Below are 23,124 nucleotides of genomic sequence, written 5' to 3' on the forward strand. Positions count from 1 at the left end.
TACGAGATCCGTTGTTTGCCTAAGCTAAATACCCTTTGTCGTCAAGAAAGTACATGTTTTATAGCCCTACTACGCGGACTAATTTTTTTAAAAAAAAACGTTTGACATATCTAAGGCAAATACGTAAAACCCAATCTCGTTGCTTGAGACAACTTCTCAGCAAGTTTATTCCTCGGTGGCTCAATCGGCAGAGCGGGTGACTGTTAATCACTAGGTTGGGGGTTCAAGTCCCTCCCGGGGAGCCAGAATTTTATAAGGCTACTTTCGTCAAGAAAGTAGCCTTTTCTGTTTTTCAAGCATTTGCGTTAAGCGCAAGTAATTTTCCTTTTCTATTTTTCATCCATTTATACCAAACACCAGCAATCCTTTTTTCCTCTTTTTCCTTAAAATCGTTCCGTTTTCTCCCTATCATTAAATATAGCTAATTTCATACTTTTTTTAATTAAATTCATTTTAAGTGCAGATAATGTTTGACATCTTCGGGGCAACTCCGTAGTTATCTCTTCGTTGCAACGGGAAACTGTTCAGCAAGTATCTTCCTCGGTGGCTCAATCGGCAGAGCGGGTGACTGTTAATCACTAGGTTGGGGGTTCAAGTCCCTCCCGGGGAGCCAGAATTATATAAGGCTACTTTCGTTAAGAAAGTAGCCTTTTCTGTTTTTTGAGCAAGATCCTATCATGCACCAAAATCACACCACGCATTACTCTCCCCTTTTCATACTCTCTTCCGGCATGTACATACAATACATGTACAAACAGAACACTACACCCCACATGCTCGCTACGAACTTCGCATTACTTAAAACAGTTCCAGACACTAATATAATCTCAGGTGACGCCCCTCAAAATACTACTCAACGCGCACCACATGATCCCAAACAAAATATTCTATGCAAAAAATGCAAACACCAGATAACCAACAGCTCCTTCGCCATATCTAAAAATGGATCACACGAACACGCCTTTTTCAACCCGCATGGCTACATATTTCAACTCAAATGTTTTTCTAAGGCACCGGGCTGTCTTCCCTCTGGAAATAATTATTCTGATTTCTCATGGTTTTCAGGCTATCGCTGGCAAATTGCAATATGTGGCAAATGCCTTTGCCATCTTGGATGGGCGTTTGTTTCAGAATATGACTCTTTCTATGGAATCATAAAAGACAATATCCAAAACTCATCCCAATAAAAAAGCCACCCCGAACCCAAGCGGTTCAGAGTGGCCTTATAACTACCTTTAAAATCTTTCTAATCTATTTGTAATACAACTTAATTTCATTGGTCCTAGATTCAGTCTGGCCCGGTGTAGGCTGTCCAGAAACAAGGATATACCCCTTACCACGCGGAAATGCGATGTTGCCTTCCAAATACATTTCAAGGCGCACTCTATGCTCACAAACGCTGGCATCCGTGACCACCGGAGTCATACCCCAGAAGAAGTTCAAGTAAGCGGGGACACTTTTATCAGGTGTCAGACAATGAACCTGTTGTTTCGGCCTACGACTGCAAATAACCCTAGCAGACTCGCCGCTGTTTGAGTGACAAAGTATAGCAGGACTATCAATATTATCTGCTAGTAAGCAGGCTGAATAACTAAGGTACTTAATAGGATTTGTTTCTTTTTTAGGCTTATATGGACCGTCAATCCTTTCGAAGTAATATGGCTCAGTAGCTTCTGCTATTTCCTTTATGAAACCGACAGCTTCAGCCGGATAATCACCAATTGCGGTTTCCTCTGAAAGCATACAGCAATCTGCCCCATCCATAATCGCATTTGCGACATCATTGGCTTCTGCGCGGGTCGGAATAGGATTCTTAACCATAGAAAGCATCATCTGAGTAGCAACAATCACAGGCTTCTGAGCATGGCGACAAGCACGGATCAACCTTTTCTGAATAACCGGCACCAACGACAATTTACACTCAAGTCCCAAATCTCCACGCGCAACCATGATTGCATCGGCAACTTTTAAAATAGACTCGATATTTTCAACAGCATTCTGCCGTTCAATTTTAGCTATAACAGGGAGCCAGACTCCACGCTTCTGCATTTCAGCTTTTACATCTTCAACATCTTTTGCTGTCTGAACAAACGACATTGCAAATGAATCAACACCTATTTCAATACCTTCAGCGAGATCTACCTTATCTTTCTCAGTGAAAGCAGCAAGCGCGAGATTTTTACCGGGGAATGCAATTCCTTTACGAGACGACAAAATACCGGAGTTCTGAACTTCAAGCTTGTACAGTTTATCCTTCTCAATGGTCTCGGTTACAATAAACTGTAAGATTCCGTCACTGAGAGAAACCAGCATTCCATCTACAAGACCATGAAGCAATTCAGGCTGATCAAGTGGAATAAAGGGACAATCTGTGTATTTATCACTCTCCTCTGGCATACCCAGATAAACATTGGTGTATTTAGTTATTTCATACGGAGCACCCTTGATCTCGCCGACTCTGATTTTAGGACCGCACAGATCGCCCATGGTGGTCAGCGAAATTGAAAGCTCTTTTTCAACTTCACGAATCATTTTTATAACCGGACGAAAATTTTCTGCATTTGAATGAGAAAAGTTAAGACGCAAAATTCTAACTCCATTAAGAACCATTTTGCGAATAGTTTCAATATTTGCAGAGGCCGGACCTAATGTAGCGATTACTTTAGTTCTCATATTCATGTCCTCACGGTTTTACATATTACAAAGCACAAACTGCTCATAACACTATATAATTGTTTTTTTACATTTTGCATAAACGGCGATATCGCCCTTGAATAAGATATCAAATACTTTAACTCATAATAAAAAAATGTCTACCATGTTAATTTTTCGCATCGATTTCTTGCCAACCACACTTTTTTCGGTTTAATGATCTCTTTGTCTGTTCAAACAGACCTAATCTAAAAATCTAACATTGGAGAACATTATGTTTAAAAAAATACTTACATTAGTCGCACTTATTACTCTTTCAGCTTTTCTATTCGGCTGTCAACAAGATGAATCTGCTGGAGCTAAAATTGGTGTTGTAGATACAAATGTTGTATTCAAAGAGTGTAAGGCCGGAGCTGAAGGCATGGAATACCTTAAGAATGCCAGCGAAACCTTTCAGTCTACTTTTACTGAAATGCAGAAAGAACTTGCAGGCAACCAGACTGAAGATAATGCTCGCAAATTCCAGGAAGCTCTCGGCGAATACCAGGCTAAAATGGGCGCAGAGCAGACTCGCATAGTCGAAGCTTTGAACGCAGGATTCACCACAGCAGTTGATAAATACCGTGCAGAAAAAGGTTTATCCGCAGTTCTTTCAATGGAATCAGCTATCAGCTATGATAAAGAAGCAGACATTACAGCTGCTATCATTGAAGAAATGAACAAGATGAACATAAAAGTTACGCCTTAACAGTTTTAAAACTTTCAAAGTTAATTGGATACCAAAACCCCCTCTCGCAATTATTGCGAGAGGGGGTTTTTATTTAAACTGGTATAATAAATAGCTTATGCCCCTTGCTTTTTCCGCCTTCTCAGTAGATTATCTGATTATTAATTTTACAATTCAACCTCATACATAAATACGAAACATGACATTTACGCTTCTTGCAAATCTTTTTGGAGGGCTTGGCCTCTTTCTTATCGGGATGCGCCTCATGACGCAGGGACTTCGCCAAGCCGCTGGACATTCACTGCGCCGTATCTTGGGAGAATGGACCAAAAGCCCAGGTCGCGGACTTTTTTCAGGATTTTTTATAACTGCACTAGTTCAATCTTCAAGCGCAGTAACAGTTGCAGTAATCGGATTCGTGAATGCGGGGCTGATAACACTTACACAGTCCATAGGCGTAATTTACGGTAGCAATATAGGAACAACAGTCACAGGCTGGATTGTCGCGGCAGCGGGATTCAGTATTAACATAAAGGGACTGGCATTGCCCCTCATTGCGGCTGGCGCAATCCTCAGGCTAACAGGAGCTATTTCCAAGCGGGTTCATTTCGGTGATGCACTTGCTGGATTCGGACTTTTTTTTCTTGGCATATCCACACTACAACATTCGTTTGACGGGATTGAATCCGCATTAGACCTCTCCGCATTTGCAGGAGCCGGTATACTCTCCCTCCCCATTTTTATTGGAATAGGGCTTATTCTTACCCTGCTGATGCAAAGTTCAAGCGCGGCCATGGCGTTGGTTTTAACTGCTACAATTTCAGGGCTCATGGACTTGGACCAAGGTGCAGCAGCTGTTATCGGTACAAATATAGGCACAACTTCCACTGCCGCCCTTTCGGTAATGGGGGCAACTGTGAACGCCAAAAGAGTTGCTGTAGGCCACATCATCTTTAATACTGTCACAGCCCTGATAGCTTTGCTTACTCTTCCACTGCTATTGAAGGGAATCGTGCTCTTTACTGAGAGTGTTGGAATCTCGAAAGAACCTGCTCTTGTTTTGGCTATATTCCACACGGTATTTAATGTTGTGGGCGTGATGTGTTTGTGGCCTTTTACTGAACGTCTTGTAACATTTCTGGAGAGTAAAATTGGTCAAAATGGTGACAAAAAAGGTCGCCCCAAATATCTGGATAAAAATGTGGTGTCTACTCCATCTCTTGCCATCGACGCACTTAATCTTGAGCTTGCCCGCATCGGAATTCATACACGCTCAATTGTAAGAAATGGGCTTAATTCAAATTTTAATTATGCAGCTCTCGCTTCAGATAAAGGCTCCCTTGATAATTTGATAGAAACTTCAAGAGAGTTTTGCGCAAAAATGCAAGGCCAGCCTCTGACAGAGATACAAGCTCAGCAGATAGCTACAGCGTTGCGTATTTTACAATATCACCGGACATCAGGCTCGCTATGCGAGTCTCTAGCGAAAAAGAAAATAATGCCGAACATGGAGTCCTTAGGATCTGATTCAGACCTTGTTTCAGTATTTTTAAGTTCTTGCCTTGGAGTATTAAATACCGCAGAACACCCATGTACTGCGGAATTTTGCCAAATCGACAACATGATAGCAGACATGCTATCAGCTTATCACGACCTTAAGGCCAGACTTCTTTCTGCAGGTGGAATCGGAGACCTGCAAGTGCCGGAAATGGTCGATCAATTAGAACTTTTCTCAAAAATAAGAAGAATTGCTAAACAATCCGCCAAAGGATCAATTTATCTTGCGGCAATGAACCCCAACTCCAGAGCATGCTGCCCTGGAACCGGGGCAGTAAAATTTGCATGGAACCGTCACTGGTAATAGACTGGAGTACACAAATGAATAAATTCAAACTTCCCATTATCATATTTGCCGCTGTTTTCGTTATTTCTGCGGCTGCACTTGTTTTCTTTATTAATAAAGACACAGAGAAAAAAGATGATGAAAAAGTCGAAGCCCCGGCATGGATTCATGAAGAAGGATCAAGTGGCAGGCTTCCAATAGTTTCGAAAGTAGTCCAAAGCCCAACCGCGACTCCGGCCACCACAAAGGATTCTGACCTAACTAAAAATCAGACAACTGCTCCCAAAGCTGAAAAAAAATCAGAGAGCAACGCTTCGGCTGTTGCTAAGATCACTAAAAAAATAAAGCATGACATCATAACAGATGTTTTTATAAACAATCTTGCTGAATATATTGCAAACAATTACCAGCCGGCAGGGTCCATGCCCTTTACTCCTGCGGCAGGCTACAGTTCAGCGACATTTAAAGGCATTAATACTCACTTCGGACTTAATTTAATGGGTCTTATGCCAAATGCTGACAACCTTATTTCAGCACGAAAAACCATTTGGGAAACACTCCTTGCACCTGAAGTTTTGACAAAATCATATTCGAACTACCACGGAATACTGCTCGATATTATTGAAGAAAAAGGAATCACTGCTGAAAAAAACTTCGCCATTGAAGGACGTGGAACTGAACTTCGATCCCTAACGGCAAAAGAACGCGCAGAAATGTTCAGAGTAAGCGCAGCTCCTCTGCGCCACGCATCGGCAGTGCTTACTGCCATTGCACAAAACCCAGACCTTATTCAGGCCATGAACGGCTATATTAAAGCAGAAAATAGAGTAGAAGATGCTAACAGCATTTTCCAGGAAACACTTGCAGAATCAAATTTATCTCAAACTGTCGTGTCTAGAAACAAGACAACTCATGCCGGTGAAATTTTAAAAGACGCCATCATGGTAAGAGAAAAAATAAAGGATGGAATTACCGATAAAATCAATACATTCTGCACGGGACCCTGCGACAAACCGGCCGATGCATTCTACATTGCGCAGTGGGTTTTTAGGAGAGTAAATTCCGATGAGAGTAGGGTTGATTCAATTCTGTCTGGAAGCAAAATTTTATCGAAGCTGGCAGGACAAATGGTAAAAAGGGCTGATGCTATCCAAAAAAATATTTAGATAATTTAAGATTCCTTTTTGCAATTATTAGCAATAGGAAGCTTGATGATGATAGTCGTTCCAAGCATTGGGCTGGTTTCTATAATGAAAGACCCTTTGTGTTTCTGAGTAATGATAAAATACGAGACAAAAAGACCTAGCCCAGTCCCAACGCCATGTTCCTTTGTCGTGAAAAACGGTTCCATGGCTTTCTTTTTAGTTTCTACATCCATGCCGGGGCCGTTGTCTTCGACTTCGAGCCTTACGTCGTTACCATCAGTTCCAACTCTGACATAAATCTTTCCGCCCTTTGTCTCTCCTTCTTCCCGTGAGGAAAGAATCGCCTGAACAGAATTCTTTATAAGATTTATCAGAACTTGCTCAATTTCTGACGGGGCACAATAAACATCGGGGACATCAAGGTCAAAGTCTCGAACTATTTCTACGCTTTTGCTTCCTTCTTTTCGGTAAACATCATAGCCACTGGAAGCAAGTTCAATTGCGTCTTCTATAACATTAACAAGGCTTGTACAAAACTGATCTCCGCCAGTCTGACGGCTGAATTGAAGCATATTTGCTACAATACGGGCAGAGCGTTTTCCCAGTTCCTGAATAGACGCAACTTTAGACATGATCCCGCGCTTTTCACAATATTCATGAATAGCCTCAAAAGTAGTCCCGCATTCTTTGGCTACAGTATGATTTTTTTCGAATTCGAATGAAAGTCTGCGCAATAAATTTTGGCTTCCCTGCAGGATACCTCCCAGAGGATTATTAATTTCATGCGCCATTCCAGCTGCAAGTCCACCCACAGTCATCATTTTCTCGGTCTGAACCATCACCTCTTCCATTCTTGTACGGGCTGTGATGTCATCTATTCTGATAACCGCACCAGAATCACCTTCCACCTCCCCCTTAAACGGAAAAACTGTAATTTCATAAAAAACAGTTTCTCCGTCATGCTCAAAAGGGAAAATTTCAGTTCCTCCTGATTTATCACTTAAGATGGTTATATCAATTAACTTTTTAAATTTTGTAAGCTCGGGCAGAACATCAAAGAGATAGTTACCCAATGCCTTGGTCTCAGCTACTCCGGTTTCCTTCACTGCTGACGAATTCCAAAGAACAACGTTTAACTTCTCATCAACGCCCACAAGTATAGACTGCATAGAGTTAATAACATTACCGAGATAATTACGAGTCTTTTGCAACTCCATCTGATCTGCAAGGCGACGCGTAACATCGCGAGCAACCATTACAATATAGAGACTTCCCCCAACCAAAAGAACTCTCATTGTCATTTCTACGGGGACTGTGCCTCCCCCTTTAACTAACAATTCAGTTGTGTATAGTCCCTCTTCATCGCGCAAAATCTTATTCTTATTTTCAGCAACTAGACCACGCAAGAGTACACAAGTTGACTTAGGAAAAATCATCTCAGGGGAACTTTCAATAAGTTCTTCGCGCGTATAATTGGTAATTTTTAGAGCTGTGGCATTAATATCCGCAAAATCCCAAGCAAAGCCATCAAGAACAAAAAGAGCATCATTCGCGTGCTCAACCAATGCTCTAAAACGCTCAAGTTCATTAACCCGAACACGCAATTCAGGATAATAACTCTTACGCATAGAGTTCTCACCAAGCCCGATGAGCTTGGTGCGAACATTTTCATTGCTATCAGACTTAGAACGCCGCTTCATATATATTCTCTACATCCTTATTGCTTAATTCAACTGGATTCGTAACCATACAGGCGTCCTGTAAAGCCAATTCTGCGAGCTTAGGAATATCTTTTTTATTAAGTCCGAAATCCTTTAAACTTTTTGTTATTCCAGCATTGGCCCTGAGTTCTATAATCGTATCTACAAGACTCTGGCACACCTGTTCAGAAGTCATGCCATCAACAGAAATCCCCATGGATTTGGCAATTTCAGTGTATCTGCTTTCTGCAAATGGAAAATTTACTTGAATTACGTAAGGAAGCAATATTGCGTTGCACTCACCATGCGGAAGATCCAAATGCCCTCCAAGACTATGTGCCATTGCGTGAACAGCACCAAGAATTGCGTTGGAAAAAGCAAGCCCAGCTTCCATACTCCCAAGCATGACCAAACCGCGAAGTTCAAGATTTGTGGGATCTTTAATAGTCGCTACTAAATTTGCACTTACCAACTTTATCGCATCAAGAGCAAAAAGATCTGTGATCGCAGAATTCGCGTTTGATACATACGCTTCTATGGCGTGTGTGAGAGCGTCCATGCCGGTTGCCGCTGTCAGTTGCAAACTCATCGTTGTCGTTAAAATAGGATCGACAAGTGAGGCATCAGGGACCATCGCCTTACTGACAATACTTATTTTAACATCTCGCTTAGTGTCGGTTATGATCGCAAACTGCGAAACATCCGCCGAACTGCCCGCAGTTGAGGGGATGCAAATCAGAGGTGGCCCCGGAGAATCAACCTTATCAACTCCTTCAAAAGATAAAATATGAGCATTGTTTGTGGTTACGATGCCTATACCTTTCGCACAGTCCATAGGACTTCCGCCACCAACGGCAACAATACAGTCACAATGGTTATCTCGATAAAAATCAGCACCCTTCATAACTTCAACATCTCTGGGATTTTCTGAGACATCACTAAAAGTGCACGTTTCAATTCCTGCTTTTTCTAAACTCTCGCGGACAGAAATAACCCAATTACAATCCTTAATTTTAGGGTCAGTAACAATAAGAGCCTTGCTTACTCCAAAATTTTCAGCATATTGACCAGCAAGCAAAGCTGATCCTGGACCGAAGATGAGTTCAGGAGCTACAAATTTACGCATCTCTAATACTTGTTTCACATGACCTCCAGGCAATTAAAGATCAAATTTGATATTTGAAAAATATCAATTCCCACTAAGTTAAAAGTAAACAAAAAATATCTGTAATAGGGATAATACTTGGACTTATTATTACGCGCATTTCATCATAATGAAAACGTTTTTTTTATTTAACCTCTTAAAGGAATCTTAAACAAGGCTAGCAAGTTGCAAATATTTTGTTACAATAAAAACTCGTCGAATTCAGTTCAAATTTACTTCTGTACAATATTTTACAATTTGAAAGGAGCAACGATTCTATCCATAACTCCTTGAAGTTTTGATATGGCGACACCGTAATTTGTTATAGGCACATTTCTACGGCGACACTCGTTAATTCTACGCAACATTTCAGTCCTATTTAACATGCATGCACCGCAATGGATAACTATCTTAAAACGCTCAAGATCTTCCGGATAATCATGTCCGGAGTATGTTTCAAAATTTATATTTTTACCTGTATATTTCGAAATCCAGTTGGGAATTTTAACGCGCCCAATATCATCGTCCATGACATGGTGTGAACATGCTTCACCTATAAGAACAGTATCGCCATCCTCCAAAGTATCTATTGCTTCAGCTCCCTCGACAAGAAATGGCAAGTTGCCTTTATAACGAGCAAAAAGTGTTGAAAATGTAGTTAAAGGAATATCATCAGGAACAATTTCTGCAACACTTTTGACTACCTGCGAATCAGTGATCACGAGCGCGGGTTTCTCTTTCAAATTGGACAAACTCTTAGCTAGATCGTGCTCCTTAACTGTAACACCTACCGCATCGCAATCAAGTATTTCACGCAGAACCTGAACTTGTGGCAGAATTAATCGTCCCTTCGGAGCGGACAAATCTATAGGAACAACACAGACCACAAAATCCCCGGCACTGAATAAATCGCCCGCGAGCACAGGGTCACGTTTCATATCTTCAGGCGCCATATCAATAATGGCTTCTTTTAATGCCGACAAATTCGCCCCGAGCTTAGCAGACACAGAAAGACATGATATATTGTTTTTACGGCAAAAGGAAAGATCCGAAGCAGAAGGCTCCTGCAAATCATTTTTATTGAACACCACTAAAAAAGGTATCTGCAAATCTTGAACGCTCTCAATAATTTGCTTTTCATAGTCAGCAATGCCCTCCTCACCAACCACGACAAGTACGGCATCGGATCGCCACAGAACCTTTTGAGTAGCCTTAATGCGCAGCTCGCCAAGCTCACCGGTATCGTCAAGGCCTGCGGTATCGTAGAATGTAACAGGACCTAAGGGCAGCAATTCGTAATGCTTCGCAACGGCATCCGTAGTTGTTCCCGGATGATCCGAGACAATTGCTACCTCTTGCTCGACAATTGAATTTATCAGTGACGACTTCCCTGTATTACGCCTTCCAGCAAGGGTTATAACCAGCCTTATTCCACGTGGAGCTTTATTCGACATTGTTTATCCTGTTTATCTTTTTGCCCGATTACTATTTTTCCCGTTTATTACCAAATTCGCTGTCTTAAGAAATATTTTAGGCTCACACCATTATGTACTAACTTTTTTATTTGAAAATCCTTTCGAAGCGGATGGAACTAAATTCAAAGAACGGATCATATCCTTAGCTTCCACAACCCCGTTATCACCATCTAAGGAAACAGCATTTTTGCCTGGATATATATTGTAATCAGCTCGGTTCGCAGTGGGAGTAACCGATGGCATAATGACGTTACACCCTCTTGTAAGTCCAATTTTTCGTCCATCATCAATTAAGGAATCTAAAGCAGACGTAGCTGGAATATTTGCACTTTGATTAAGTAAGCGAAGTAATGCAGTTACACGATAAGCCATATTTGTATCACCTGAAGGACTGGAGGAAAAAGGTGTTTCGGGATGCGGTATAAACGGCCCTGCAGCAATCATATCAAGCTCAAGACTCGTTAAAAAAAGTATATCCTGTAGCAAAGATTCTGGGGTGTAACCCGGCAAGCCGGTAATAATCCCTGCCCCAACCTCATACCCTATTTCCTTCACCCCTTTCACTAGCCTCAACCGCTCGGCAAAACTTTCTCCGCACCGAATGTCTTGATAAATATCGGGATCGGTAGTTTCGAGCTTGATCAGGCAACGGTCGGCACCGCACCTGAACCAGTATTCATACTCGTCAATTCCGCGATCCCCAACAGAGAGTGTCACAGCGACATCATGCTGCCTTTTAATGTTGCGCACGATTTCGCCAATCCGCTCTGTGGAGTAACTGAAATCATCACCGGACTGTAAGACTATTGTTCCAGCCCCGTTTAATGCAGCAAGACTTGCCGCTGCTATGATAGTCTGATCATCTAGCCGATAACGCGTGATCTCTGAGTTTAGTGCTCTTAGCCCGCAGTACTTACATTTTTTATTGCAAAAGTTTGAAAATTCTACAATTGCACGCAAATACACTTGATCCAAAAATTCAGCACGGCAAAGCTTATCTGCCAGTTTAAAAAGCTCGTTATCATTGCAGCCGTTTAAATAGGCCAAGATTTTATCTTCACTAAAATCGCGCATTATTTTTAATTCCCGCTCCAATTAAGCGTCTAAAATTTTGATATCGCGTCAGCAAAAAACTATATGTAAAGATCCCTTTCACCTTTTTCCATACGTGCAAGACGATCTTCAACAAGTTTTTTACGCTTCGGGTCAGTATATTTTTCAATCTCTTGTCGTAAGAACTCTTCACCTATTATCTTTGTTTCATCAGAGCCATAGTCTTCCAGATATTCTTTAAAAGTCAGTAGCCCGTTAGGAAGGCAAAATTTCTGGATAAAACCTGTTTTAGCAAGATCCATAAAATGCTTACCTGTACGCCCAAGACGATAACAAGCCGTACACCATGACGGAATATAGCCGTGCTCACTAACAATTGACTGGATGACTTCATCAAGTGAGCGACTATCGCCAACGCAGAATTGTTGAACATCAGGCCGATCAAATTCAGGATCACTGTAGGCTCCCGGATAAGTGCGCGATCCAGCAGAAAGTTGAGTGACTCCCACTTCAAGCAACTCCGCGCGTAATTCGGAACTTTCACGAGTGGTAAGAATCAGCCCAGCATATGGAAATACGAGCCGGAGCACCGATACAATTTTCTTGAAATCATGATCAGAGGATAGATATGGAGGATTAAATGCTATTTCTGAGCCTAGTGCGGGCTCAAGACGTGGGAAAGATATAGTATGCGGGCCCACTCCACAGTCTTTTTCAAGTTGCAGCGCATGATACAAAAGACCCATGACTTCGAAAACAGGATCAAATAGCCCGAAAAGTACGCCCATACCCACATCATCAATGCCCGCCTCTTGCGCACGGTGCATAGTATGAAGCCGCCATAAATAATCAGATTTATTGCCTGCGGTGTGAACCTTTTCATATGTTTCACGATGATAAGTTTCGTGAAAACACTGATACGTCCCGATGCCCACCTCATTAAGAGTCTTAAAACCCTCAACATCAAGCGGAGCACAGTTAATATTTACTCTGCGGATCTCACCGCTTTTACGGGATGTTACATTATAAACGTCGCGTACAGTCTGAGCTATCCACTCGGCATCTAGCTTTGGATGCTCACCATAAACAAGCAACAACCGTTTATGGCCCAGATCTTCAAGAACCGTGACTTCATCGGCAATTTCTTTACTTGTGAGAGTTCGGCGCGTTAGCTCTTTATTTTTTGCATTAAAGCCGCAATACGAACACTGGTTATCACATTCATTCGTTATATAAAGCGGGGCAAACAGCACCAGCCGATTGCCGTAAATGCCTTTTTTAACCTCGATTGCAGCAGAAAAAAGTTCATTGTCGAGCTCCTTATCCGTATTCTTAAGCAATACAGCCGCCTCAAAAGGAGAAAGCCCTTTTCGCTCCCTTGCCTTGGCAAGAATCTCACGAACAAGGACCGGATCAGGATCAGTAGCTTTATCTATTTCAGCCCAAATAAGATCTTCATCGATGAAAGACTCTAATGAACTACTTAAACTATTATTTTGTCTCATAATTTAACTCTTAATATCTCACTAAAAATAACATTAAAAACGACATATACCATTAATAACTAGATGCTTTATGAAATTACCAACAACAATATCTTCAACGATTACATTTATCACGACGTGACTTGCTTTGTTCATAATGAAACCTTTTGCGCAAAAAGAAAAGCCCGTCATAACCTGACAGGCTTTTAATATAATCACGCGAACAAACTACAAGCACAAGCTACGAATTTTGATGCTCATCCTTTAACAAATCATTAACGGTTTTCACTGGTGAAAAAGTGCTGAGAGGAACCTCAACAAAGACAGTGATCCAATCCGCCATTGACCCATTCCAAAGCCCTGGCAGCTCTAAAGCTTTAAGATCTCGCCCTTGTTTGGACTTATACGAAATGAATCCAGTTTCAGGGTCAGTATATTTCATCAGATCAAATTGCTCTCCGCGATAATTGCGCAGCCCGCAAACAATATCAACTGGGTTGAAATGTGTTGAAGATTTTAATATTTCAACCTGATCAGGATCATTCATATCAACCTGACTTTTTTCAACTATCTGAGGAGAAACAGAACCGTCGGTTCCAACAATCCAAAATGGACCTCCGCCCGGCTCGCCCTGATTTTTAACCATTCCGCAAACCCTGATAGGCTTATCTAACCTTGAAATCAAGTAATCAGCTTTGCCGTAAAGCGGCATTGAGCCAAAATTATCAGGCAATGTCATATACAATTTTGAAACTGCAAAAAGGGCCGTAACCGCCACTTCCAACTCTGTTAAACCCGGATTACTCAATCTGTTAATGCAATCGAAAGTTTGACTTTGAAGTTGTACTAAAAGACCACCAATGAACTTTTTATACTCAATAGTATCGGCTCTAAAATTATCTGGGACCACATTATCTATGTTTTTCAGATAAACCAGATCAGCATTCAGCTCATTCAAATTTACAAGCAAAGCGCCGTGACCTGCAGGTCTAAAAAGGACTTTATTGTCATCGGTCCTGAAGATTTCATTATTTAAATCAACCGCAATGGTATCTGTCTTACGACATTGCTCAGAATAGGTGATATCAAAATTAAATTTTGGTAATTTACTTAAAATTTCCGCAATATGTTTTTCAGTAGCTTCTTTACGAGTCGGAGAAATCGTGAAGTGGATACGAATCTTTCCATCCTTATCTTTCACATACTCAATTGCCTCAGCTATATGTTCTGCATAAGGAGTGCGAGAACCATCTTCAGCATCATGAAAAGGAATCATCCCTTTTGAAAAATATGAAAAATTGAGTCCTTTTTCCGTGAGCAAATATTCCAAAATAGTGCGATGATCCCCCTGATTAAGCAATTCATCAAGGCTCATGTTATCGCGCTTAAGTGCATCTTTTAAGTCGTCATAAAATGCAAAACTAGAGAGTGAACGGATAAAGGTCCGGCCCATTTCAAGGTGAGATTCATCACAATCAGTGGCCGAATCAAAATTTTTATGTCCTGTTTTTAAGAATTCAAGCAGAAATTTAAACATACGAGTAGCTGCGCCGGAAGAAGGAACAAACTTGGTGAAACGACCTTCGCTCGCGGCTATTTCATAGCTCCCTAGCAATTGAGCCTTCAATTCATCAGATAAAGTAAGAATACCGTCGCTTGGCTTACAAGCCCTCTTTAAAACAGTAGGCTGAAACCCCTTTTTAAGGCGCATAAACTGATCAGCCAATACACGGGCAGGAACACTACTACCTATTATATCCTGTAACTTTTTTTCTGTTTCACGGAATTCTTTTTCAGTCGACATACCTAACAGCCTCCTTGTGAGTTACTACTATAAACCATTGTATACCGCTTGCTTAAAATAAATAGGCAAAATCAATGATTCAAACAATAGCTTGATTATCATCACATAACATAATTTTCTATACGGAGTTAGTTAAAAATGATTAAGACACGAAAAAAGAATAAAAAAAATCTGTTAATTTTAACGATGCAATTAGGCACGTCAAAAAATACAACTGTTTTTCCGGACATTCTGCCGAAAATAAAGTTATTGCTGACGCTATAAAAAAAGGGAGGGGATACTTAGGAAGAGACTACGCCTAAAACCTAGTATCGATTTAAGAGTCTCTCATTACCTCATAAATAACATTTTCAAGCATTGCCAATTCCAAAGGTTTCTCGAGGTAACCGTCCATACCTGCTTTCAATATTTTTTCACGATCTCCCAACATAGCAAATGCTGTCATAGCGACAATTGGAATACCTTTATTTTCCGCTCCGGTATCGCCGTTACGAATTGCTTTAGTTGCTTCTATGCCATTCATTACAGGCATCTGCACGTCCATTAGCACTAAGTCAAACTTACTATGGCGCAATGCCTCTAAGGCTTTGTGTCCATTCTCAACGGCAGTTACCTTAGCTCCATTTTTACTCAAAAGTGTGGCCGCCACAAGACTATTAATAAGCTCATCTTCCACCACAAGAATGTGCAGTTTTTCAAAACTTGGAATCCCGCCCATATCCTCAACAGGACTCAGACCAAGGGTTAAGACCTCCTCCTTAAAAAGATCAAATACTATAGTAAAATATACTGTTGTACCTACGCCGACTTCACTATCCATAAACATACTTCCACCCATAAGACTCACTAGGTTCTTACAAATGGACAATCCCAAACCCGCACCCTCATGCGTTCTGGCGAATCCCGAACTAACTTGAGTAAAAGGTTTAAATAGAGTTTCCATTTTATCATCTGGAATGCCATGCCCATTATCGGAAACTGAGAATAACACTCTAAACTTGTCTGGCGAGGGAGATGGCAGCGGGTATGCATCCACGGTGATATTGCCATCTTCGGTGAACTTAAAAGCGTTACCCACCAAGTTGTTTAAAACCTGTTGAAGCCTAATCGAGTCCCCGAGTATCGGGGTGGGTATGAGCGGGTCAAGCTGAGTAATTAGATCAACTCCAGTCTGTCTGGAAAGGGGTAAGAATAGTTCTTCCAATTGAATTAAAATTTCGTCTAGATCCAGCGTGACATTAGATATTGGCATTCGCCCTGCTTCCACGCGGGATATGTCCAAAATATCCGTAAGTAAGCGAGTTAACCGATGAGTGGAATTGATGGCATTACTTACATACTCGGTCTGTTCTTCATCCAAGTAAGTCATCTCCATAAGTTGGAGCATACCGAGTACTCCATTTAATGGAGTTCGTATCTCATGGCTCATGTTTGCAAGGAATTCGGATTTGGCCTGATTGGCTGATTCAGCAAATTCTTTTGCCTGAAGAAGTTCCCCCTCCAAATCCTTACGAATCGTAAGGTCAAAAGCCATACTTAAAACAGTTCTACGCTCATCTGAGAGTGACCCAAGCGGTACTGAGAAAAAATACCAAACCTTTCTAGTGCCGTTGCTACAATTAACAACAAATTCGCCTTCGTCTCTACGTTCATCCGTTATGTATAGAGTATCAATGTACGCTTTGATTTCTTTAGTTCTTGAACCGTACGCCTTTTGTGTCCAATCATAAACGGTTGGAATATCATCAAGAGAATAACCCGAAAGCTCTGTCCAAGCCCGACTGAGAGAGAGAACGTGACCGTCATCTGCATGAATCATAATTGGGAACGGAGCTTGCTCAATGGCCCGCCTAAAACGCGATTCACTATTTTTCAAAGCATCTTCACCCTGAATCTTTTCCGTTACATCATGAAATACACCCAGAATTAGCTCCTGATCGTGTATATCGAAACAACTGGTTCGCACCGATGCGATTCGAATCTGATCACCCTTAGCCAATAAAGGGATATTTTCTAGGAGGCCCGGCGTCGCTACGGATTTACGAAAATACTCGTCCCCGCTTTTGGTCGTGGATGTTTTAGGTGGGTGCAGAATATGCTGAGGCATACCAATTAGCTGTTCCCTACTTTTACCAAAAAAGTTTTCTGCAGCCGCATTACACTCCACTAATATGCCCGTATTTCGATCAGCGACCAAGACGGGATCACTCACGGAGGAGAACAAAGCCCGCTGACGTTCTTCACTTTGGCGGAGCAATTCATTGGCTTTTACCAGCTCTTCCGTACGCTTTGCTACCTGCTGCTCGAGCGTGTCGGTCTTCGATTTAATTCTTGCTCTTTCTTTATGTTCTTCTGGAATCCAATAGAATAATATTATTCTTACGATCAAAAGACCGGCAATTACATTTATAATCTTTGGTATGAAAACAAACTCAGGCTCCATGAGCACTTCGCCGATGATCTTCGGTAACATCCCAGAGAGAGAAGTATACCATGCTCCAAAATATAAACTCTCAAACAGAGTCCTAAATGCATCGATTGTAAGAACTATTAATAGTATATTTATTAACTTGCTGTGTTTCTTAGATTCTTTAATCCTGGAAACATAAAAAAATAAGACAAATGTCCAAATCGCAATCAAAATCCAGTACGTTGCTGAGGTGGCTATCTTGAGCATCTTTACTCCTATAATAGAGTTAGTACTATTAAGTAAACTATACACACCCAAAATGTCCAGATTATAGAGAACTTTTTAATAGGCAGGTGAAGGATCCAGATAACGTGAGTAGGATTGGATGAACATATCATTTAGAATAATCCATTCATAACAATCTGCATCTCAACTCTAATCAAACAAAAAGCCATCTATTAGCGTAAAACAAGTGCTAATAGATGGCTTTTTACTATCTTTCTCTTTCGAATAAAATCATCGCCGCCGAATATCTCGATTAATCACAATAAATTAGTGCGCAGTACCTGATGATGTGATCTTCTTAAAGACGTAAAAAAAGGGGACCGGATATCCGGCCCCCTTTTTTATGACTGATAATATGAATTTAGCTCTTCATCTGAGTTATGAGATTTTGCAGAATTTGAGACTGTCTGGACATCTCTTCAACGGCTTGAGCAGACTCTCCCATCGCCACTTTGGTCTCAGAAGAGATCTCAGCTATCTGAGTCAAAGCTCTGTTTATTTCTTCACTTGCCGCAGACTGTTCTTCAGAGGCGGTCGCGATGCTGTGTACCTGCGTCGATGTTTCGTCAACAAAGTTTACAATTGCATCCAACGCTTCTCCTGACTCTGCAGACAGTTTCGCTGTTTCATCTATTTTTTCCACGGCGTTTTCGACATGGTCTATATTAGTACGTGTTCCTTTCTGGATATCGCTGATTGCATTTCCAACTTCCTGTGTGGCTGTCATTGTCTTTTCGGCAAGCTTGCGAACTTCATCCGCAACAACCGCAAAACCTCTTCCAGCCTCGCCAGCTCTAGCGGCTTCAATTGCTGCATTGAGAGCGAGAAGATTTGTTTGATCAGCAATATCGGAGATAACTTCCATTACCTGACCGATTCCCTGTGCATCCTTCCCAAGAGTTGCTACATCTTCTTTAAGCTGTAGAGCGAGGCCCTGAAGGTCTTCCATGCTGGTGAGAACATGAGCCACGACCTTTGAACCAGCCTGAGCTTTGTCTTTAGTAAGATTGGCTGTTTCAGCCGAGTTGGAAGCATTTTCAGCTACTTCAAGAACCGTTGCATTCATTTCTTCCATTGCAGTGGCGGTTTCGCTGATCTGGGAATACTGAACTTCAGTGCTTCGGCTTGATTCGTCAATTTGCGCTGCAAGTTGTTCTGAGGCAGAAGTCACAATACTAACAACTTCCTCGAGCTCACCTGCCGCCTGAAGCTTACCATCTCGCTCAGCTCTGGATGCTTGTTCCTTTGCCTCATTGGCTTCAGCAACAGCAACATTTGCTCTTTCAGCTTCTTGTTCCGCTGATTTACTTTTCTCTTCTGCTTCAACAATTTTTATCTTGAGATTCTCAACCATTTTCTTAAGAGCTTCAGCCAGCACTCCGACTTCATCAGCCTGCTTAATGTCTAACGTCTGATCAAAGTCACCACCGGCGACGCTTTCCGCATAAGCAACTGATTTTTTAATAGGGGCTACAAGGCCTCCAGCAAGGAACCAAAGAACAAGACATGCAAGCAATACGATTCCACCACCAGTAAGAAGTGCGGTGGTATAACTTTCTGAAGCACTTGCCATCATAACCTTATTTAGCGAAATAGCACCTGCATAAACTACGTCGCGGTCAACTTCAATCAAGACCGCCCATGGTGTACCTGTTCTTGCAAGAGCAATAGGAGCCATTACTTGAACAAGCCCGCCTGACGTACCTAGGTCGACAAATGTTTCGCCTTTTTTAGCATTGGACTTAATTTTATCGGCATGAAGGGAATCAGTTTGATCAATCGGCTTTCCCACATTTCCGGGATTGGAGCTATCTGCTACAATTATGCCGAGATTACTTACCACTTTGACAGTTGCTTTACCGTTGTAAACATCTTTAGCTACATTTTCGCAAAGTTTTTGAACAAAATTGAGTCGTAGGTCTGTTCCTGCAACCCCATAAAATTTTCCATCTATCTTGAGAGGGACGGACATTGTGGTAAGCCATTCTTGCTTTCCCTGAATTATATAAGGGAAAGGGTCGAGAATGTTTTCACGTCCGGTTTCTCTTGGTGACTGATACCATCCGCCTTTCCTTATTCCGTTGGGATGTTTGGCGTTTGAATCGAATTCAACAAGTGCTTGGCGGGCTATTTTGCCGCTTTCATCTCTATTCCAGTAAGGTACAAAGCGCCCTGTATCATCATGGCTAGTGCCTTTAACGCCTGCGTATAACGCATCGTTGTTATCTAAGCCATTAGGCTCCCATGCACTGTATGCTCCGAGAAATTCATCATTATCTTTAAGTACAGTCAGGAGGATGTCACTAAAAACAGTTCTTAAATCAATGCTACTTGTGACCTGCGGGTTTGAACGTAAGGTCTTAAATGCACTGGCAATAGCGCGGGCAGTGTCAAGGTTAACTTCAAGCTTTGATTGAATCACTCCAGCTTCGGATTTAGCGATTCCAAGTAAGTTTGACTTGGTTGCATGTTCAATAAGTGTATCAACTTCAGCGGTAACAAAAGCTTGGGTTTTATTCTGATCCACAATTTGAAGACTTATCAAAGCTGCAACGGACACAACAAGGCAACATGCAGCCATGATTATAATTTTAGTTTTTATCGATTTGAAATTCATGGCACCACCTTTGTACTGCTTAAAAAATGTTAATTAATATATTTAATCCACGGATATAGGGACATTATGTTATTATTAAGTGATAAGAAAGGATTATTTTATATTCCTAAAACCGATAAAATGATGCTCTTTATTTTGTGAAAATCAGCAGACGATCGCAGCAATATAATCACTCTAATCGAATAATTATTACAATCATATTGTTACAATTTAGACTTTTAAAAACCACGCAAAGCGTCACATAAATATATTTATCGGTACTTCTGCAATATACTTTAATGGAGAACGGTAATTATCTGTCATACACATCATGCGCGTCTTATCCCATCCTTGGACTATGACTCGCCTAGAGAGCGAAACTCTTGTTTTCAGTCACTGCATTCTGATAAACTCTTTCTACTTTAGCGAATATTTTTTCCCATGTGTACGGTTCGGTAATGAAATGGATATATTCCATATCTGGCTCCGATCCTTGCTGCACTTCCTTGATTACCTGAACGATAAGTGACGACAGCATATCTTCTAGCACCACTTCGTCTTCAGAATAAGGCTGGTCTATGGTCATAAGCTCAGGTAGCTCGACCATGCGGACCATGGTCCGGTGGCGATGGTGAAATAGCTGTTTGCAACCCGGCAGGTCCGTGGTGATAATTCTGCATCCGCAAGCCATTGCTTCCAATAAGACTAAAGGTAGCCCTTCGAAAAATGAAGGCATCACAAAGAGATGGGACTCGCGCATCAAAGCTCCAAGTTTTTCATGAGAGAGTATCCCATGCACCGTGACTTTGTCGCCCAAGGATTCTGCTAGTTCCAAACAACTCTGCATTTCCGACCCGCTACCTCCTCCTACCAGATGGAGATGGAAGCGCTCATTGCTAATTTTACCAAGACTCTTAAGGAGCCACGGAACGCCCTTGCTGACGTTTATTTTGCCTGCATACAGAATCTGAACTGTCTGTGGAGATGTTTGTTTCTTTTCAAAATAAAAATTGTTCTGATTGAATCCGCCGCTAATTATGTCAACCTTGCTGGCATTAAGTCCAAGTAGTTTTTGTATCTCTACCTTTTGATCCTGAAATAGCGCAATAACCCTGTCTATTTTTGACAGCGAATCTATGAGTGATTTTCCTAGTTCTGGACACAGCTGGTGTTGCCGGAGGCAAGTGCCGTGACAAGTTGTGACCATTGGAATGTCAGGTGCTGCTTCCCGCGTGACAGCTGATGCCATCCACAAATGGTTAGTATGAATAATATCGGGAGAAAATTGTTCTACGACGTGTCTTATTTCCCGACGGAATGCAGCTTTATATAACTCGATCTGTTCTGGCGTCAGGTGGGAACATACGGTGCTGGAATAGGGCATTACGTCACTCATACCGACAATGGGAAATGCTAAATCCTGACCGAATCGGATGAAGCGACAATGCTCAGGACTGAGAACATGGGCGGGTAAGGAATAATTACTGGCTGTTCCGGCAACAAGAAAGTTTTCATGTCCTTGCTTTTTGCTTTGATCAATCATTTCAAGAACATATTTACCACTACCCGTAAAGTCCGGGGTCTGGCTGATGATGTGTAGAACCTTCATTGCTTCCTCGATTACCGTTTCAAGTCAAACCACCTAATCCTCTGGCACGAGACGTTGCATGTAGAACTTCATTGTGTCAATTACCATATATTAGCAGTAGATTTTCCTGATATATTCAATCAGTAAGATTAATAATACGGCGAGTAGGATAAGCAGACTTCCATAGGTCGTCGCCAGACCTACGTCTGTACTCGAAAGTGGCATTTAACATAGCAATAGAATTAGCTTTGTTGGAAGCATTATATAAAAAGGGTGAACGCCCTGATGTGTGGAGGTGGAAGGGGAAATTTTAAAGAGTGATGGAAATTGCAGCAATATCGTCGTGAGTTTTAAAGCGCGGATATATTCGGCACGCAATATCAGTTTCTTCAATCTGCCTGATGTAGTCCCGGACACGTGAAAGTCCGCCCTCTAGAAAAAGCTCGGCTAATAAATGAAAATCTTCCCCGCTTTCAGGGTCACTCTTAGGTAGAAATAATCCATCAGTGAAAATGAGAATGTTGCTTATATTCTTTATTTGTTTCTTACCGTAACTAAGAAAAGAAAGAGCATCTTTCTCCCCGCTCAGCACCCCGTATGCAACATTCATTTGTGACCTGACTTTGAAAATCTGATCTTTCATAGCCGTTGCAATTGGATGGTGTGTTGTATCTGCAATAGCTTTCCATTGCTTAAGCGTTTCAATGTCTTGCTCAGATTTGTCACAAACTATTTCGTGTGTGCCATCATCATATATTACGAGAACAAGACTATCTCCGATTTGCACCCATTCAAGAGTGTCTCCTTCAAGCCTGACTACGGCTGCACTGGCGCACCATAAATGACCCTTTTCATCAACATTGACGCCACGCTCAAGCATCGCTTCACAGATGGCAAAATTAGCTTCTTCAGCAAGTGTCAGAAGTGAATCGTCATTTTTTTGGAAGATTTCACCGGCGATATTTGAAGCAAGAAAACCACCAGTCAGCCCCTTTTCATATGTTACGGGTGTAAGACTAGTAGCGCCATCAAGCACACCAAAAATACTTCCATTTATAAAATGAAAGTCTTCATTTATGACTCCGGTGCCTTTCTCATATATGGACTCAATCTGCATAATTTTCTCTTTTGATATAATTTTCAAAAAGATAAAATCATTAGAGATAGTAGTCCAATTGTTAATATCTATATAAAAACTACGGACATATCTGAATGTTT

Annotated in this window: 15 protein-coding genes and 2 tRNA genes; 6 read left to right on the plus strand and 11 right to left on the minus strand. The window is 41.5% G+C overall.

The annotated features are described in order from the left end of the window. Window positions 1–169: 169 nt before the first annotated feature. The 3 genes from BR06_RS0100810 to BR06_RS20245 all read left to right on the plus strand — a co-directional run bounded on the left by BR06_RS0100810 (window position 170) and on the right by BR06_RS20245 (window position 1,187). A tRNA-Asn gene (locus BR06_RS0100810) sits at window positions 170–245 on the plus strand. 292 nt (window positions 246–537) lie between these two features. Next, window positions 538–613: transfer RNA gene (locus BR06_RS0100820), tRNA-Asn, on the plus strand. Between the two features lie 64 nt (window positions 614–677). Further along, window positions 678–1,187, plus strand: coding sequence for a cereblon family protein (locus BR06_RS20245; RefSeq protein ID WP_235727634.1), 510 nt, complete (start codon window positions 678–680; stop codon window positions 1,185–1,187). A 64-nt stretch (window positions 1,188–1,251) separates the two neighbouring features. On the opposite strand, the gene pyk is transcribed toward BR06_RS20245, so the two are convergent. Further along, window positions 1,252–2,673: a pyruvate kinase gene (gene pyk / locus BR06_RS0100830; RefSeq protein ID WP_031479178.1), complete on the minus strand. Its 1,422-nt coding sequence runs from the start codon at window positions 2,671–2,673 to the stop codon at window positions 1,252–1,254. Between the two features lie 253 nt (window positions 2,674–2,926). On the opposite strand from pyk, the gene BR06_RS0100835 reads away from it, so the two are divergent. The 3 genes from BR06_RS0100835 (at window position 2,927) to BR06_RS0100845 (ending at window position 6,388) form a co-directional block, all read left to right on the plus strand. Then, window positions 2,927–3,400: an OmpH family outer membrane protein gene (locus BR06_RS0100835; RefSeq protein ID WP_031479180.1), complete on the plus strand. Its 474-nt coding sequence runs from the start codon at window positions 2,927–2,929 to the stop codon at window positions 3,398–3,400. Window positions 3,401–3,578: 178 nt separating this feature from the next. After that, a complete protein-coding gene (locus BR06_RS0100840; RefSeq protein WP_034602704.1) occupies window positions 3,579–5,240 on the plus strand; it encodes a Na/Pi cotransporter family protein in 1,662 nt (553 codons plus the stop codon). Between the two features lie 17 nt (window positions 5,241–5,257). After that, window positions 5,258–6,388, plus strand: coding sequence for a hypothetical protein (locus tag BR06_RS0100845; protein WP_031479184.1), 1,131 nt, complete (start codon window positions 5,258–5,260; stop codon window positions 6,386–6,388). 5 nt (window positions 6,389–6,393) lie between these two features. Here BR06_RS0100845 and BR06_RS0100850 read toward each other — a convergent pair whose 3' ends face one another. The 10 genes from BR06_RS0100850 to BR06_RS0100900 form a co-directional block, all read right to left on the minus strand. Continuing rightward, window positions 6,394–8,067, minus strand: a complete 1,674-nt coding sequence (locus tag BR06_RS0100850; RefSeq protein WP_031479185.1) for a PAS domain-containing sensor histidine kinase — start codon at window positions 8,065–8,067, stop codon at window positions 6,394–6,396. Further along, window positions 8,051–9,211 (minus strand): alcohol dehydrogenase-like regulatory protein ErcA, encoded by a 1,161-nt coding sequence (gene ercA, locus BR06_RS0100855; RefSeq protein WP_031479187.1) that lies wholly within the window; start codon window positions 9,209–9,211, stop codon window positions 8,051–8,053. Before ercA ends, BR06_RS0100850 begins: the two co-directional genes overlap by 17 nt. A gap of 251 nt (window positions 9,212–9,462) precedes the next feature. Then, window positions 9,463–10,665, minus strand: a complete 1,203-nt coding sequence (gene hydF, locus BR06_RS0100860) for a [FeFe] hydrogenase H-cluster maturation GTPase HydF (protein WP_031479189.1) — start codon at window positions 10,663–10,665, stop codon at window positions 9,463–9,465. Between the two features lie 90 nt (window positions 10,666–10,755). After that, complete coding sequence (gene hydE / locus BR06_RS0100865; RefSeq protein ID WP_031479191.1) at window positions 10,756–11,760, minus strand: [FeFe] hydrogenase H-cluster radical SAM maturase HydE; 1,005 nt, start codon at window positions 11,758–11,760, stop codon at window positions 10,756–10,758. Between the two features lie 59 nt (window positions 11,761–11,819). Beyond that, complete coding sequence (gene hydG / locus BR06_RS0100870; protein WP_031479193.1) at window positions 11,820–13,244, minus strand: [FeFe] hydrogenase H-cluster radical SAM maturase HydG; 1,425 nt, start codon at window positions 13,242–13,244, stop codon at window positions 11,820–11,822. A gap of 220 nt (window positions 13,245–13,464) precedes the next feature. Next, window positions 13,465–15,027, minus strand: a complete 1,563-nt coding sequence (locus BR06_RS0100875) for a DUF4301 family protein (protein WP_031479195.1) — start codon at window positions 15,025–15,027, stop codon at window positions 13,465–13,467. 316 nt (window positions 15,028–15,343) lie between these two features. Further along, entirely contained in the window at window positions 15,344–17,704 is a 2,361-nt protein-coding gene (locus tag BR06_RS0100885) for a PAS domain-containing hybrid sensor histidine kinase/response regulator (protein ID WP_051676852.1), read from the minus strand. Window positions 17,705–18,083: 379 nt separating this feature from the next. Continuing rightward, window positions 18,084–20,339, minus strand: coding sequence for a methyl-accepting chemotaxis protein (locus BR06_RS0100890; protein WP_031479199.1), 2,256 nt, complete (start codon window positions 20,337–20,339; stop codon window positions 18,084–18,086). Window positions 20,340–20,685: 346 nt separating this feature from the next. Beyond that, window positions 20,686–21,927, minus strand: a complete 1,242-nt coding sequence (locus BR06_RS0100895; protein ID WP_031479201.1) for a glycosyltransferase family 4 protein — start codon at window positions 21,925–21,927, stop codon at window positions 20,686–20,688. 289 nt (window positions 21,928–22,216) lie between these two features. Then, a complete protein-coding gene (locus BR06_RS0100900) occupies window positions 22,217–23,023 on the minus strand; it encodes a protein phosphatase 2C domain-containing protein (protein ID WP_031479203.1) in 807 nt (268 codons plus the stop codon). Between the last annotated feature and the right edge of the window lie 101 nt (window positions 23,024–23,124).

The sequence above is a fragment of the Maridesulfovibrio frigidus DSM 17176 genome (assembly GCF_000711735.1).
In the GTDB taxonomy this organism is placed as follows: domain Bacteria; phylum Desulfobacterota; class Desulfovibrionia; order Desulfovibrionales; family Desulfovibrionaceae; genus Maridesulfovibrio; species Maridesulfovibrio frigidus.

Bases quoted from the DNA above. Each gene is read 5' to 3' on its own strand.
- BR06_RS20245 (WP_235727634.1), top strand. From the start codon at position 678: ATGCACCAAAATCACACCACGCATTACTCTCCCCTTTTCATACTCTCT.
- pyk (WP_031479178.1), bottom strand. From the start codon at position 2,673: ATGAGAACTAAAGTAATCGCTACATTAGGTCCGGCCTCTGCAAATATT.
- BR06_RS0100835 (WP_031479180.1), top strand. From the start codon at position 2,927: ATGTTTAAAAAAATACTTACATTAGTCGCACTTATTACTCTTTCAGCT.
- BR06_RS0100840 (WP_034602704.1), top strand. From the start codon at position 3,579: ATGACATTTACGCTTCTTGCAAATCTTTTTGGAGGGCTTGGCCTCTTT.
- BR06_RS0100845 (WP_031479184.1), top strand. From the start codon at position 5,258: ATGAATAAATTCAAACTTCCCATTATCATATTTGCCGCTGTTTTCGTT.
- BR06_RS0100850 (WP_031479185.1), bottom strand. From the start codon at position 8,067: ATGAAGCGGCGTTCTAAGTCTGATAGCAATGAAAATGTTCGCACCAAG.
- hydF (WP_031479189.1), bottom strand. From the start codon at position 10,665: ATGTCGAATAAAGCTCCACGTGGAATAAGGCTGGTTATAACCCTTGCT.
- hydE (WP_031479191.1), bottom strand. From the start codon at position 11,760: ATGCGCGATTTTAGTGAAGATAAAATCTTGGCCTATTTAAACGGCTGC.
- hydG (WP_031479193.1), bottom strand. From the start codon at position 13,244: ATGAGACAAAATAATAGTTTAAGTAGTTCATTAGAGTCTTTCATCGAT.
- BR06_RS0100875 (WP_031479195.1), bottom strand. From the start codon at position 15,027: ATGTCGACTGAAAAAGAATTCCGTGAAACAGAAAAAAAGTTACAGGAT.
- BR06_RS0100885 (WP_051676852.1), bottom strand. From the start codon at position 17,704: ATGCTCAAGATAGCCACCTCAGCAACGTACTGGATTTTGATTGCGATT.
- BR06_RS0100890 (WP_031479199.1), bottom strand. From the start codon at position 20,339: ATGAATTTCAAATCGATAAAAACTAAAATTATAATCATGGCTGCATGT.
- BR06_RS0100895 (WP_031479201.1), bottom strand. From the start codon at position 21,927: ATGAAGGTTCTACACATCATCAGCCAGACCCCGGACTTTACGGGTAGT.
- BR06_RS0100900 (WP_031479203.1), bottom strand. From the start codon at position 23,023: ATGCAGATTGAGTCCATATATGAGAAAGGCACCGGAGTCATAAATGAA.